We start from the raw sequence: 15,164 nt of genomic DNA on the forward strand, positions 1-15,164 counted from the left end.
TATGCACACCGTTCCATGGACAACAAAACAAAAAAGAGACGTTCCTGTAAACGCGTCTGCCGCGTAGGACGTCTCTTTTCTCAGTAATCCTCAACCTCAATGTCAAAATCGTTCTCGTTGCTGCACAAGCATTGCCGGAAGCCCGTTTCCAGCTTGCCTTTTTCCCATTTGCCCTTCAGCACGAACTTCTCGCCGCACTGCTTGCAGTAGATTTTCACTTTGGTCCGGCCCCGATCCATAGCGCCTCCTGTACTACTTGCGATATAGTCCCATAACTCTATATCCAGTATGGACAGGTTCAGGAAATTTTAATCTCCTCTTCCCGGATCACAGCCCGCAGGGGAGACCGGTCATTGGCCCGGTTAATCCGCATCATGCTTTTCCTCCACAGGAACAGCATCAAGGGGATCATCAGCCACATCCAATAGGGCTTGGCATCCAGGATAATGTAATCGAACACACCGTGGTACACCACCGGCAAGCAGAGGGAATAAGCAAGCTCCGAACGTTCGGATGTTCCGCCGCGGAACTTGGCTTTGCCCATATGATAGCCCATCATCACCCCGAACAGCGCATGGCCCGAAACCGGCAGCAACGCCCTCATAACCAAGGAGGAAACCGAGGGGCCGAACAAAAGCGCGTACATGACATTCTCCATGGTGGCAAAGCCCAGAGAAACCGCTGTTGCATATACAATGCCGTCGTACGGCTCATCGAAAGCCTGATGCTTATAAATGAGGAAGTACAGGATGAACCACTTCAGGAATTCCTCCAGGAAGGAGGAATAGACGAATGAGTACAAAAACGGGTTCTCACCGAAACCCAGGACAAAGGCCCGCTGCAGCACCATGGTGGGAAATACCAGCAGTACCCCCATAATGAACATGCGGATGACCGTATGCACCGGCTCCGACTCATAGCGGTCCTTCAGATAAAAGTAGGCGAGCAAGGAAAGCCCCGGCGCAATGGCCGCCGCCAAAATAGACAACAGGAACAAGCAAACGTCCCCCCTTCAAAGCAACCAGGTCCAGGCCTTAGGCCGGATTGGTTGCGGTAGCCTCGAAATCGGCACAGCCGATTTGAGGGTTCTTCCCCACAAAGCAACCAGGTTCAACCCTTGGCCAAAAACAACACGACTTTATTCTATCACAACTCAGCCCCTGCCGGGTCTGCTAATTGACGAATAGGAACAAAAAAATGCACCCTCACCCACCGCTGTGTTGAGGATGCACAAGGCCGGGCAACGTTTCAGCGCGCCTTCTATGCATTATTGGAAATGGCTGCACAACACTTGAACCGCGTTCTCGGCAATAACGGTTTTGCCGTATTCCTCCAGCACTGCCTGTGTAACCGAGGTTGCTTCCCCGTATTCGGACATAACCGCAATTAAGGCCTGGTAACGGCTGTCCTTCTCATCCCAATCGGAAGGCTCAACCTGTAGAATGTACCGGTTCTTATAAGAGAACAGCTTGCCGCCTTCAGGCAGCATAGGAAGGACAACCTTCGCCATCCGGAGCAAATCCTCAAAATCGGAGAAGGCGTAGGATATCAGCTCGCTCTCCTCCAGCGTTACTTCCATCTCATATATATCTTCCTCTTCATCCGCGGAATCAGAAGAGGTACTATTCATCTTGCCTCTGGTCACGATGACCACCATGCCTTGGGCGGGCAGCGCGAACACTTCAACCGCCAGCGGACCGGATGCATCGAAGCCTAATTCGGAATAGGCCTGCTCCATCATCTCGCTGAACAGCTCGTGGACTTTGGGAATCTCCCGCCACATGTCCTCCTTTTGGATCCCGCGCTCCGTCAAGTCGTCGAAAGTGAGGAAAATCCTTATCTTATCGGTACTCAAACGTTCAATTTTCATTACAGGACCCTCCTTTTTGGCCAGCTCGGAACCAAAAGCATACCATAGTAATAGTTTATGAAGGAAATGCACAAAAAGTGTACAAAAATTACCTCGCTTGTCCCCGCTGCTGCTTAGAGACAAGCTGCCGGCCGCCTTCGACAGAATCGCTTAAGTTCCGACGAGCCAGCTGCTATTATTATAGCATGTTACCACTATTGAATGCGAATTGCACCGGAAAATTTGTGTATAACCAAGTACAGTTTTTACGGGAAATAGAGGGAAAGGTTTCATGCTCCGGCAGCTCCGCCGGTTTCCCAATTCATGCCAAAAAGCCGGAGGCAATGAAAGCGCCCTCCGGCCTTTTTCAGTTTAACCAATCGTGTTAAGGCTGAATGTAATAAACGTAAACCTCATGAATGGACCAATACCGGGCGACCGCACCGGTCTGCACAATCCGGATAAACCGGGCAGTCTGGTCAGGGAAGGTGACGGTGGTTACCGCACTCCCGGTGCCGGAAGCTACCGGCTGCCCCCACTCCACTCCGTCCTGCGAAACATATACACTGTAGCCGCGGGGGAAATCACTGGAGCTGCCGGATGCATCCAGCACCAGTTTGTTAACGGTTTGAGAAGCTTGCATGTCAATTTGGAAATATTGGCCGTACACCTGATTGGATACCGTATCCCAACGGGTTGAGGCATTGCCGTCCAGTGCTCTTCCAGCGCTCCAGGAATTATGGGAGGCGGTTGCCGTCCAGCCGGTGCGGTCCAAATAAGGCTCCTTCGTGGTAAACGAGACGGGGCCGCTCAAGGGTGAGACATTCCCTGCCGTATCCACCGCCACCACATGGAAGGTATACTGAGTTGCCGGAACCAGCCCTTCCAGGGTATGGGTGGTGCCTGTCACCAGCTGAGCACCATAAGGCTCCGTGCCATTGAAAATCCGGTAACCGGCCACCTCTCCATTATCAACCGATGGCTGCCAGGCCAGGCGTGCCGTTGTCTCTGTGATAGCAGAGGCGGTGAGCCCAGTCGGGATGGAAGGCGCTTCATTGTCGGTGCGGTACAAATGGATTTCATCAATGGTCCAAGGAGTGGAAGAGGCTCCGGTCTGGACGATTTTCATATAAGCAGCCGCTGCATACGGGAAGGAAATCACCGTAACGGGTGCTCCCTCGCCCCCGGCTATGGGATTGCCCCAATTTACTCCGTCCCCCGAAACATAAAGCTGATAGCTTACGGGATACTCCCCGGAATGAGTACCTGAATCCAGTACCACTTGGTTAAAGCTTTGCTCTGCGCCTAAATGAAGCTCGAAATAATTTCCGTAGGTCTGGCCCGTAACGGTGCTCCACAGGGTGCTGCTGTTCCCGTCCAACGCCAAAGCGGCTTGGCTGGAATTAGGCGATGCCACAGCAGTCCACCCCGTTCGGTTCAAAGGAGCATCCATGGTTTTGGCAGTGGCGGCCGGACTGTCCGCTGACACATTCCCGGCAAGGTCCTTCGCCTTGACGGTAAAGGTGTAAACCGTCGCAGGCGTAAGACCGATGGCGGTATAGGACGTCCCGGTGACAATCACCGAATTAAGCTTGCTGCCATTGGCGTACACGTCATAACCGCTTACGGCCAGATTGTCTTGAGACGGCTGCCACACCAGATCCGCCGAGTTGGAGGTGATCTTGACGATCTCCACCTGCCCGGGCGCTGCCGGAGCCTCTGTGTCCTGGTTAAACAGGGCCAGATCATGGATGGACCAATAGCGGGAAATACCACCGGTCAGCGTAACCCTTACATATCTGGCCTGCTGTTCCGCGAAGGTGACTGTTGTCACAGCCGCCCCGCTTCCGGTAGCCACAGGGGCACTCCAGGTGTTGCCGTCTGCGGAGACGGTCACAGCATATGCGCGGGGGAAGTCGCCAGAGCTGCCCGAAGCGTCCAGCACCAGCTTATTAAAGACCGCTGTTCGGCCCAGATCCACCTGGTAATACTGCCCTGCCGCCTGGTTGGCGCCGGTATCCCAGCGGGTAGAAGCGCTGGCATCTACACCGCGGACTGCACCTGCCGAATTGTGGGAGGCAGTGGCGGTCCATCCCTCACGGGACAATGCGCCCGGAAGTGTGGATGCCGTCAGGCCGGAGCTGGCAGCCGACAAGCTGCCTGCCGTATCCTTTGCCCGGACGGTGAACACATAGCTTACACCCGGATTTAACCCGGTAACGGTATAGGCGGTTCCCGTCACCTCCAACGGATTCACCCTTGCGCCATCTGCATAGATCTCGTAACCGGCAATGCCGCCAGCAGACGGCGAGGCAGTCCAGACCAGATCGATTTCCGTTTCACGTTGGCCAACCGCGGCAAGATTGGTGGGCGCCTTAAGCAACGCCCCCTCTCCTGCCCCTCCCGAGGTATACATCCGCGCCTCTTCACTGGGGGCGGATGCGCCGGTTGTTCCGGTGGCACGGATCCGGTAGGTATAGAGAGAATCCGGTAGCAGCCCGCTATCCGTAAAGATGGTTTGCCCTTGGCTTGTGATGCCCGCCGTTTCCCAGACAGGATTGCCGTTGTAACGCCGTTCAACCGTATAGCCCGAGGCTTCGCCGCTCCAGGACAATCCGATGGATGAGGCTGTACGCAGAGTGGCCTGCAGCAGCTTTGGCGCTTGAGGCTTAGGTTCAGGGAGCATGGTCAACGCATCCACCGCTGCAGTAATCCCTGCCGCATCGTTGGCAACGATGTTTAAAACGTCATACTCGCCTACAAAAGGCGAGTTGGTATAAGAGATCTCCGCTTTTCCTGCCGACAAACCGGTTCCTTGCTCCGGCAGCAGGAACCCTCTGGCTTGGTCCAGAATCAGCACATTGGTGGAGCTGGAGCCCATCAGGACCAGATCGGACTCCTCCGTTTTCCATTGGGGGTAAGCCAAATAGGTTTTGTATTCCTGCAGACTCCTTACCACACCCCCAGGCTCCGCAAGCCCAAGGGCAGCACTGCGGCCCTTCGCCGTATAATATTGGACCAGGCGGCTGGCTTGTGCCACAATGGCCGGGTCGGCGTTCTGGCCGGCCGTCAGCGCAATGGTGAGAGGTTTATCCGTACGGGCGGCAAACGCATGCACCTGTTCATCGCGGTCCATTGTCACATTCCCTGCCGCTGCGGCAGGCTGGGGAGCCACGGTAAGCGGGACATTAACCGCCAACCCGCTCAGCAGCTCTTTGACCGTCACCGTATAACTGCCTGCATCAGTTGCCTTCACAGGTAACCGGGCGTTCAATCCGGTAGCCGAATATACGGTGGCAGGATTGCTTCCGTCTGCGGCTGTGATTGTCCATTCCAGCGGAATCCCCGTCATGGGGTCAGGGTTGGCAATAACCGCAGAGGCCTCATAATAACCGGATTCACCGGCGGTTAACGAAATTTCAGGTGCTGTGACTTCAGCGGGAGGCAGTGCATACCACTGGAAGCCATGGCTTTGGAGATCCACCTGGGACGCCTCTGCTTCAGTCACCTTCCTCCCAAGACGCACATCATAAATGGGGCGCGAGGTATTCCAGGAAATTTCCCCGGTTTGCCCCACAAGATGCTGCTCGTTCCCCGAATCTGTGCGGTGGAGCTCATTGAGCACCGTCACATAGCGGGTATCCCCCGCCCGGGTGGGCACAGCCCATACGGTGGAGCTGGCGGATGCGGCTACAGGCTGTTCTTTTGCTGCCATCAGGCTGCGGAGAATGGAGATATTTTCGGCATTCCGCGACAAGAGTAATTGGGTCTGATCCGTATGGCTCTGAATCGTATAGGCCCGGATATTCATACCGGAAGCCACAGATTGCACCGGAGAAACGGATTCCGCATCACGGAGTATGGTTCCGCCGTTATCCACAAATGCAGCCAGCTCTGCCGTAATGCCGTCATACCAATGCCAGCTGTCGTCGTATTGGTTCAGACCGGTAAGCAGAATCGTTTTCACTGAGGAAGGCAGCCCTCTCTTCAGCTCCTCCGGCGTAATGACCTTGGAGGGCCAGCCGGCGGCATGGGTCATAAACAAGGCTTCCGTCACCTTGCCCTCATGGGAGGCGTTCAGCAGTCCCTGCTCGGTAGGGGCGGAACCGGCATTATCCGGCGCATAACCCGCCCGCAGGAGCGCTTGCTCGTTGACATACAGGATGCCGACGGACGGCTCTGGCTCGGTTATGGCATATGCCCCGCCGTACTTGTGGATCCACTGGTACAGCTCCTTCTGCTCGGCAATCATCTGCGGCTTCGCCAGACTTCCCTTGTCGTTGGGGAGGGAGTTGGTGCCGATGGACTGAATGCCCCGGGTTAACGTCATGGCATAGGTTTTTTCCCGGTCTGCCTTGCCGAAGAATAAGGAGAAATCATCCTGAAGGGACCAGGTAGGCTTCACAGGATTATAGCTCTTCAGCCGGTCCAGCAGGGCCACTTGATGGAGAGGCTTGGAGGTATCTAGCTCATTCCAGTCGTAAGCGCTTTGCACCGGTATTTCCTCATGCATCTCCTTGCCCGGGATAGTAGCCCAATTCCAGCCGCCCCGCGCACCTACGCCGGGAGAGCTGCCGAAGGAGCCGGTGGTCATGGCGAGACTCGGATCAACAGCTTTTACTGCCTGGGCGAAGTACCCGTAATTCCGGAAGGTCTCGTTATAACGGGTAATGTAATCGGTAAATGACTTGGTGTTATCCGCAAATTGCTCATGGGCCTTCGGGTTGTAAGACCCCTGGAGGCTGGGGGCAATGGGGGTAATCAGGGATTGGCCGTCCAAGGCCCGAAACTGTTCATACGCCCTTCCCCACGGACGGTTGGGATGAGGCGGCGCCCAGTCCCAGTATTGGGCATAACCCGCATTGTCCGCACCCAGGCTGACTCCTGCCAGATTGGGATAAACGCCGAGACGCTGTAGCCCCAGCTGCAGAATCCGGTACAGCGGCTGATGATAATCCGGCAAATAAGTCGTATAGAACGGCAAATTCTGGCTGCGCAAGTCGAAATAGTTCAAGTCCGTCATGGGAATCAGCCCGAATTGGACTCCACGGTCGGCCAGCTCCTTGGCTACTTTGTCGTGATTATTGGACTCCGGCGAATTAGCGCTGAAGTTGGCATACTCGAAAACGCGGTCATATCCTGTGTCCGCCACATAGGCGGCATAATCCGCGGGACTGCCGATATTCTGATAGCTGGCGGCATTCTCCGGATGCTCCGAATGGAAGAAACCGCCTGCGCTCATGCCATGGGGCAAATAAACGAAGTTCACGCCCAACGGTGACCGCGGCACCTCAAGACCCACCCGGCTTTTCAGGGAGGACGACGCAGGCGTATATGACGGAGTCACCGGTTTGGCAGCAGACAGCGCCGTTACATCCTCATTCCACTTCGCCTGGTTAGGGAAGGTATCCGGCTTTTCCAATGCCTTGACGGTAATGGCCGGACCGCTACCGGGAAGCTGCAAATCAATAGCGAGGGGCTCATCCTTGGGATTACCCGGCTCTATCTCTTTGAGCCCAACATCAAAGCTGACAGGCCCCCGTCCATCTACCCAAAGCTCATAAGGTTTTCCTTTTTCATTCTGTGGCAGGAGGAGCGTCAGGGAGTTGTAGGTTTTATTGCCGCTGTTGTAAATCTCCGCCCCTTCGGACTTCAGCACCACATTCTTCACCGAACCTGCAGCAGAGCTTGCAATCTTCACCGGAAAGACCCACAACGAATGGTCCCAGCCCCACGTCCTTGCTGTCGGATCGGTGGTGTACATGAAGGTTTGCCCCCATCTCCAGTACAGTCCCCGGACCCAATGGTTCCCGGGATTCAGCACGTTATCGTAGGGCTGCCGGAGAGTCGGCATGTTGTTGGGACTTTGCTGCAGCCAGATTTCCGTCTTGTATTCCGCGCCTGCTGCGAAGGGCTGAACGGTTTTGGCCGGGCCGGCGGGCTGGGGAATGGTCAGAGTGATAGCCGGCCAATCCACCCCATCGGGTCCATCCACACGGGCTGCCAGCTGCCGGGTTTTGGCGTTGGTGCTGGAGCCGGTGACCAGGCCAAGGGGCATATCAAAACGCTCCAGCCGGAAGGTGGCATACTTCTCCGGAACATCGAAATCTGATGCTACGGCCACACGGGTGGCAATGGTGCCGTTTTTGTCAGCCTGGATTTGGTCATAGGTCAGAGCAGCCCCGTAAATCCGGAGAGAGTCCAGAAGACCGCGGTAGCTGTATTGGATCATCGCTCGTAAGGAGGAGTCATAGTGCCACTCCGTGCCGATCAGCATATCCACATCATTGGGAAGTGCACCCGGATTAACAGCGGAACCATTCACTGACCCGATCAGAGTCCCGTTTACATAAAATTTGACACCGGTCCCTTCCTTGAAGGTGACGGCCACATGGAACCATTGTCCCGCCTGGATATCCGGAGAGGTGAAGGTCCAGATATTCCATTTCTCGCCGTAATCGTAGCCGAAGCGGAGCTTATTGCCCTCTAAGCCCAAATAGAAGGTGGTTCCCTTCCAGTTGGCATCCCGCTTGCTGACGATGGGCTGGTAGGAGTTCAGGTCCTGGGGTTTAATCCAGGCGGAGATGGTCATTTCGTTGCTGATTTTATCCAGCAAGCCGGTATTGGCTACCTTGGCCTGATTGGCGCCGGTCAAGGACAGAGCCTTGCCCCCTCCCGTCCTGCCATCCACAAAAGAGGCAGGGGCCGTTATGGCTCCCGACAGCCCTAAGCCGCTGCTGTCTGTGAGAAGGCTAGCATTCTGAGCATCGGGCTCCATTTCGTAACGCGCAATGAGAGGAGCCGGAATCACGTCTTGGGTAACCACCTGGAGCGCGTCGCTTGGCGCAGAACGGTTGCCTGCCAGATCCACAGCCTCCACACGGAAGCTGTACGCGGTAGCCGGGGACAATCCGGTGAGCTGCCAGGAGGTGCCGGTGGTATACGTCACTAATTGGTTGCCGGAATACAGGTTATAACCCATAACAGCGATATTGTCCGTAGCCGTATTCCATGTTAAATCCAGTTGGGTATCCAGAACATTGGCTGCGGCAAGTCCGGTTGGTTTCGACGGCAGCTCGTTATCGGGCGCCGCGGTGCCGTACAGGTTCAAATCATTGATGGACCAGTAGACCCCAGCCGAGCCCGTGAGAACAACCCTTACAAACTTGGCGGTTTGCTCCGGAAAGGTGACCGTAATGCGCGAGGTGCTGCCGGTTCCTGCCGCAACAGGTTCGCTCCAGCTGGTACCGTCATGGGAGACGCGGATCTCGTATTTCCGCGGATAGTCCCCTCCTCCGTCCATTACAAGCTTATTGTAGGTTTTATCTCCCGGACCGGTATCCACCTGGTACCACATGCCCGAGGTTTGGGCGGAACCGGAGGTCCACCGGGTGCTGGTGCTGGCATCAATACCCTGTTTGGCGGACCCATCACCTGCAGAAGCCTTTGCGGTCCACAGAGTGCGGTTCAAAGCACCGGTGGTGGTCACCTGCAGGGGAGTTCCGGCAGGCGATGAATTTCCGGCTGCATCCAAAGCGGTTACGGTGAACGAATAATTTGATCCCGCGGCAAGTCCGGGAATTTTGACAGAATTGGTCTGTGAAAAGCCCATCCATTGGGCTCCCGAATAAATGTCATATCCGTATACAGCGGAATTGTCCGTTGAGGGTGTCCAGCTCAATTGAACCTCCGTATCATATACGGCGCTTGCCTGAAGACCGGCCGGAGCGGAGGGCGGCACGTTGTCCGGGCTCCATTCCCCGAACAGATTCAGATCATTAATGGACCAGTAGTTGCCGTTGGCGGCATTCGCTGTAATCCGGATATAACGGGCCGTTTGGGCAGGGAATTCTATGGTCAGCAAGGAGGCAGTTCCTGTTCCGGTGGCGACAGGCGCTCCCCATGTGCTCCCGTCCGCGGATACCGCCACGCTGTACTTCCGGATATAATCACCGCCCCCCTCCAATACCAGCTTGCTGTAGGTTTTGGGAGCAGCCCCGGTATCAATTTGAAACCACATTCCCGCACTTTGGGCTGTACCGGATGTCCACCGGGTAGAGCTTAGATGGTCAACCGCAAGTTTTGCCTCTGTTGTTTTATGTGAAGCGCTTACGGACCAACCCGCACGATCTAATGCCCCATTGACCAAAAGATACGCTTGGCTTGCGGCAGAGGTATTGCCTGCGGCATCCCTGGCTTTGACTGTAAAGGTGTGAGTTCCTCCCCCGGCAAGACCGTTGACCCAATAATGGGGCGATCCATTGGAGGTGGAGCCAACAAGTGTCCCTCCGTCATATATGTCATACGCCACCACTCCAACATCATCCGTGGATGGTGTCCAAACCAAATGGATGGAATCCAGTGTTCTCCATATGGAGCCTGGATTGGCAGGAGCTGTTGGAGATTGAGTATCCGCAAGCGCTTTCACAAATGGGGCAGGAAAAACAGAAGAAACCAGTCCCATTATTACGGTTAAGACCACCATGATGGATGTCCATTTTTTAGCAATTCTCTTCATCATATGCCTCCTTCGTATAGTCCCGTACTAACCCTTACTATTAGAACTGACAAGCCTTCCGAACAATTCAGTGTCACACCTCCCCACGAGTAATATTATTACTTTTCCGGCACAGCTACATGGTAATTGCATTGGTATTTCGGGGCAACATACATATTTCCCACTACTAACCAAATGTCCAAAACCCGATCCGGACGGCAAAAAACCGGCGCTTTTGCCTGCGCCGGCCTGATAAGATCACGATTGCCCTTTAATGTGTGCCCAATTGTCCTTTAGTCACATCCGTGGCGCCCAAATGATTATTGGACAGGATTTGATCCACCTCATGCTTTACGCCCGGGTCCTGCTTAATGAGCTCCTCCACCCGGTCCAAGGATTGATTGGTTTCGGGTTCCTTATGGGTTTTGATGCCCCGGTCGGCCATGGACATCATTGCCTTGTCCACTACCTTAGAGAGGTTATCCCCCATTTGGGAAAATCCCATCAAAACCGTTTTGTTCGTCCTGTTCATATACATGACTGCCGCCGCGCCAGCAGCTGCACCTACCAGGAAGCTTGTAAACCGCATTGATTTTCTCCTCCTTTTTTTAGGATGTGCCTGAAGCTCGCTTGAGGACACACCCAAGTGCGATTGTTCTTTCGGGTTTATTTTCTGCTCCAGACCCGACTCTTATGTGAGAAAAAAATAGGGATTCACGGGGCCATTGTGGTAAAATAAGCCGGAAAGGTGGTAACTTTATGAGCTTAAAACGAAAAAAGGCTGCGTCTCTGACTGCCGCGGCTGCGGCAGCCTTAATGCTGGTCTCCTGCGGCACGCCGTCAACCAACTCAAAAACACCCGTGTCCGCTTCACCTGCAGGCAGTCCAGCCTCCATACAATCACCGGCTCCGGCGGCAAGCCAGACGCCTCCTGCAACCTTAGCACCGACTACCACGGCGGCGCCAACGCCCAGTCCCTCGCCCGCCGCTGCAGTCAAACAATACCGGATCAACAAAAATTATGATGTGGTTCCCCTGGATACCGCTCCAGAAGCCGATAAAAAAGTGGTTCTGCTTACCTTTGACGACGGGCCCAAAAAAGAAGACATGCTGACCCTGATTCTGGATACCCTGGATAAGCATAAAGCCAAAGCCATCTTCTTCGTCAACGGAAACCGCGTCAAGCAGAACCCCGGTTTGCTGAAGCTCATCCATGAACGCAAACAAACCATTGGCAACCACACGTGGGACCATATGGATCTGAAGAAAGAACCGCCCGAAAGAGTGGACAGCCAAATTAACGATGTACAGACGATTGTCAAGGAGCTGATCGGGGAAGCGCCGCTATTCTTCCGTCCGCCCAATGGCTCAGGCAATGATTATGTCCGCGAAGCGGTGAAAAAAGCGGGTATGGTCTATATGACCTGGTCCAACGGCTCTCTGGATTGGGAGACCAAAACCGCGGATAAACCCCAAGAGGTTATCGATAATGTCATGAAGCAGCTCCATGCCGGCAGCAATATTCTCATGCATGAGCTTGCCTGGACAGCGGAAGCGCTGGACAAGCTGCTGACGGAGCTGGAGGCGAAGGGCTACAGCTTTGTGGACCCGTCCTCCATTGCCTTGGAATAAATCCGGAGTAAGGGACGTTTATTAGGAGGAGTAATGAACATTATTCAGCTTACACCTGACAATATCGACCGGGAGCACATTTGTTGTGTCATCGCGGATAAGAAGGGGGAAACCTGCGTTTCCTCCAAAAAAGCCTGGATGTCGGACCGTTTTGCCGACGGTCTGGTATTCAAGCGGTTGGATGCCCGCGGCAAGGTGTTTATTGAATACATACCGGCGGAAAAAGCCTGGTGCCCCATCCATGCCGATGGTTATATGCATATCAATTGTTTTTGGGTATCCGGACAATTCAAGGGCCAAGGTTATGGCAGCCGTCTTCTGGAGGAATGTATTGCTGACGCCAAGGCCAAGGGCAAATTGGGGCTGACTATCCTGTCATCCCCCAAAAAACAGCCTTTTTTATCGGATGCGGCTTATCTGAAGAAAAAGGGGTTCTTTGTGGCAGACCGGGCCGAACCTTACTTCGAGTTGCTTTACCTTCCCTTTGAAGCCGACGCTCCTCTTCCCCGGTTTAGAGAAACAGCCAAGCCGGGCAAAACAGATGAGGACCAGGGATTTGTCCTGTATTACACCAATCAGTGCCCGTATACCGACAAATACGCGCCGCTCATTCGGGACATGGCTCAGGAGCGGCACCTGCCTTTCCGGCTGGTGAAGCTGGAATCTATGGAGGAGGCCCAAGCCTGTCCCTCTCCCTTTACAACCTACAGTCTGTTTTATAACGGCAGCTTTGTGACCCAGGAAATTCTGTCGGAAAAGAAGTTTTCCGATATTCTTGCAAAGCTTTAAGTAGGCCGAAACGTACAAAAAGCCCCGCGCCGGGAATAATCCCAGCCGGGGCTTTGCTGTATCTTACAAATATTCGTTTTCGTGGCGAGCCTTCAGGCGGACCCAACGACGTTCCACTTCTGCTTCAAAGGATTTGTAGGCTTCCTCATATTCGGGTTTCACCATATGCTTGGTTTTGCCCATGGTTTTCAGCCAGTCGGACAGCGGAACCCGCTTGCCCTTGTCTTCCGGATTGTAGGTAATGGTGGTGACACCATGCTCAATTTCCAGAAGCGGGAAGAAGCAGGAATCAACAGCAGCGCCGATAATGGAGGTGCCTTCCTTCTCCTCGGACAACCAGTTCAGCGGGCAGGTGATCAGGATTTTGCCGTAAACCAGACCTTCGTTTTGAGCATACCATTGAGCCTTGGCAGCCTTCTTCACCAGATCCTGCGGGAATGCCTCGGAGCCTGTGAAGACGTAAGGAATATTGGTTGCCGCCATGATTTGCGCGGTGTCCTTGTGGTGGAACATCTTGCCGCCTTGGTGCTTGCCTACGTTGGAGGTGGAGGTTCTGTGTCCCAACGGAGTCGAGTAGGACAGCTGGGCACCGGTGTTCATGTAACCCTCGTTATCGTACTCCAGAATGATCATCTTGTGGTTCCGCAGAGCGGCACCGATAGCTGCGCCCATACCGATGTCCATGCCGCCGTCGCCAGTGACCATTACAAAGGTAAAGTCGTCCTTCAGACCCAGATGATCCAGTTCACCGCGGGCTTTACGCTGCCAGAAGGCTTCCACTACGCCAGACAGGGTAGCGGCACCGCTTTGGAACAGGTTGTGAATATACGTTGCTTTGTGGGCAGAATACGGATAGCCGGTGGTAACAACCATCGCGCAGCCTGTATGGAACAGGGAAACGATATCGCCTTCGATACCCTTGAAGAACAGCTCCAGACCGGAGAAAATACCACAGCCGGGACATGCGCCGTGTCCGGGGGCGATCCGCTTGGGCTTTTTGGTCAAAGCGCGGAGCGGCGGAACCTTCACGTTCAGCTTGCCGGACGCTTCGTCCTTGGTTACCGTGATCAGACCGGTTTTCAGGTCTTCAAACTTCATCGGGTTCAGAACCCGCTTCATCTTCTTGTCAGGGTCGCCGGGAGTATGTCCGTAATAAGCAAACGGAACCTCAACCTTGTTCTTCGCAACGGCATCCAGAGCAAATTCGAACATGGCGTGGCCGTCTTCGGCAAAGAAGTCCTTGCCGCCCAGGCCGTAAATCCGGCTGATCACCATAGTGGATGTATTGCCATGGGTAAAGAGCGCCGCTTTAATTTCGTTAACCATGTTGCCGCCGTATGCGCCGTAGGAATCCGCACGGTCGCCAACAGTGATGGCCTTCACGTTTTTGAGGGCTTCAGCAATTTCCTTCTGCGGGAACGGACGGATAATGTTCGGCGCAATGGAGCCGGCCTTGATGCCCTTTTCGCGGAGCTGGTCAACCACGTCCTTGATGATTTCCGAGGAGGAGTTCATCAGGAACACAGCAACCTCCGCATCTTCCATGCGGTACAGGTCGAGAATCGGATAATCGCGGCCTGTCAGTTCCTTGTACTCCTGACGGATGCGGTCATACACGGCACCGGCACGGTACATGGCTTCGGATTGCTGGAAGCAGTTATTTATATAGTCTGGCTCGTTCATGTACGGGCCGACGGTGATCGGGTTGTTGCGGTCCAGCACGTCGGGGTAACCGGCCATTTGCGGCGGCTCGCCGATGAAGGCATGCACGTCCTCGCGTTTGGCGAAGGTTTGCACCCGGCGTTTTTGGTGAGAAGTAAAGTAACCGTCGGAAGCGACCATAACAGGCAGACGTACTTCCGGGTCTTCAGCCAGTTTAATGGCCAGGATGTTCATATCGTATACGGCTTGGGGATCGCGGCACATCAGGATCGGCCAGCCGGTGTTCAAGGCAAAGTACAGGTCGGAGTGGTCACCGTGGATATTCAGCGGACCGGATACGGAACGGCAGACCAGATTCAAAACCATGGGGAAACGGGTACCGGATTGTACAGGCATCTGCTCCAGCATGTACAGGTAACCGTTAGCGCTGGTGGCGTTGAATACGCGAGCGCCTGCAGTGGACGCGCCGTAGCAGATACCCGCGGAGCTGTGTTCGCCGTCGGCGGGAATCAGCTTCACGTCATGCTGACCGCTGGCCTTCATGAGGTCCAGGAACTGCGCCACTTCGGTAGAAGGAGAAATCGGGAAATATCCCATTACATGATAGTTAATTTGATGGGCGGCATACGCGGCCATTTCGTTCCCGGATTCGTATACCATCCGTTGTTCGACAGTGCCTTCGGTAACTTCTCTCTTTATCTCGATAGACATAGTAATCCTCAGCTCCTCTCTTAA

8 protein-coding genes are annotated in these 15,164 nt (G+C 54.6%); 2 read left to right on the forward strand and 6 right to left on the reverse strand.

What is annotated here, in order from left to right:
* Positions 1-80: 80 nt before the first annotated feature.
* From ACI1P1_RS01580 to ACI1P1_RS01600, 5 genes are all read right to left on the reverse strand, one after another.
* Entirely contained in the window at positions 81-239 is a 159-nt protein-coding gene (locus ACI1P1_RS01580) for a hypothetical protein (RefSeq protein ID WP_416214592.1), read from the reverse strand.
* 59 nt (positions 240-298) lie between these two features.
* Positions 299-997: a glutamic-type intramembrane protease PrsW gene (gene prsW / locus ACI1P1_RS01585; RefSeq protein WP_416214593.1), complete on the reverse strand. Its 699-nt coding sequence runs from the start codon at positions 995-997 to the stop codon at positions 299-301.
* A gap of 270 nt (positions 998-1,267) precedes the next feature.
* Positions 1,268-1,870, reverse strand: a complete 603-nt coding sequence (locus ACI1P1_RS01590) for a genetic competence negative regulator (protein WP_416214594.1) — start codon at positions 1,868-1,870, stop codon at positions 1,268-1,270.
* A 364-nt stretch (positions 1,871-2,234) separates the two neighbouring features.
* Positions 2,235-10,370, reverse strand: a complete 8,136-nt coding sequence (locus ACI1P1_RS01595) for a discoidin domain-containing protein (protein WP_416214595.1) — start codon at positions 10,368-10,370, stop codon at positions 2,235-2,237.
* Positions 10,371-10,617: 247 nt separating this feature from the next.
* Positions 10,618-10,935 (reverse strand): hypothetical protein, encoded by a 318-nt coding sequence (locus ACI1P1_RS01600; RefSeq protein WP_416214596.1) that lies wholly within the window; start codon positions 10,933-10,935, stop codon positions 10,618-10,620.
* A gap of 170 nt (positions 10,936-11,105) precedes the next feature.
* On the opposite strand from ACI1P1_RS01600, the gene ACI1P1_RS01605 reads away from it, so the two are divergent.
* Both ACI1P1_RS01605 and ACI1P1_RS01610 read left to right on the forward strand, forming a co-directional pair.
* Complete coding sequence (locus tag ACI1P1_RS01605) at positions 11,106-11,978, forward strand: polysaccharide deacetylase family protein (protein ID WP_416214597.1); 873 nt, start codon at positions 11,106-11,108, stop codon at positions 11,976-11,978.
* 33 nt (positions 11,979-12,011) lie between these two features.
* Entirely contained in the window at positions 12,012-12,767 is a 756-nt protein-coding gene (locus ACI1P1_RS01610) for a GNAT family N-acetyltransferase (protein WP_416214598.1), read from the forward strand.
* A 63-nt stretch (positions 12,768-12,830) separates the two neighbouring features.
* On the opposite strand, the gene ACI1P1_RS01615 is transcribed toward ACI1P1_RS01610, so the two are convergent.
* Positions 12,831-15,140 (reverse strand): thiamine pyrophosphate-dependent enzyme, encoded by a 2,310-nt coding sequence (locus ACI1P1_RS01615; RefSeq protein WP_416214599.1) that lies wholly within the window; start codon positions 15,138-15,140, stop codon positions 12,831-12,833.
* Positions 15,141-15,164 lie beyond the last annotated feature (24 nt).

The organism is Paenibacillus mesotrionivorans, assembly GCF_046098205.1.
GTDB classification, from domain to species: Bacteria; Bacillota; Bacilli; order Paenibacillales; family NBRC-103111; genus Paenibacillus_AR; species Paenibacillus_AR mesotrionivorans.

What these genes read in the sequence shown, in the direction of transcription:
- ACI1P1_RS01590 (WP_416214594.1), bottom strand. Translation starts at nt 1,870, where the DNA reads ATGAAAATTGAACGTTTGAGTACCGATAAGATAAGGATTTTCCTCACT.
- ACI1P1_RS01605 (WP_416214597.1), top strand. Translation starts at nt 11,106, where the DNA reads ATGAGCTTAAAACGAAAAAAGGCTGCGTCTCTGACTGCCGCGGCTGCG.
- ACI1P1_RS01595 (WP_416214595.1), bottom strand. Translation starts at nt 10,370, where the DNA reads ATGATGAAGAGAATTGCTAAAAAATGGACATCCATCATGGTGGTCTTA.
- ACI1P1_RS01580 (WP_416214592.1), bottom strand. Translation starts at nt 239, where the DNA reads ATGGATCGGGGCCGGACCAAAGTGAAAATCTACTGCAAGCAGTGCGGC.
- ACI1P1_RS01600 (WP_416214596.1), bottom strand. Translation starts at nt 10,935, where the DNA reads ATGCGGTTTACAAGCTTCCTGGTAGGTGCAGCTGCTGGCGCGGCGGCA.
- ACI1P1_RS01615 (WP_416214599.1), bottom strand. Translation starts at nt 15,140, where the DNA reads ATGTCTATCGAGATAAAGAGAGAAGTTACCGAAGGCACTGTCGAACAA.
- ACI1P1_RS01610 (WP_416214598.1), top strand. Translation starts at nt 12,012, where the DNA reads ATGAACATTATTCAGCTTACACCTGACAATATCGACCGGGAGCACATT.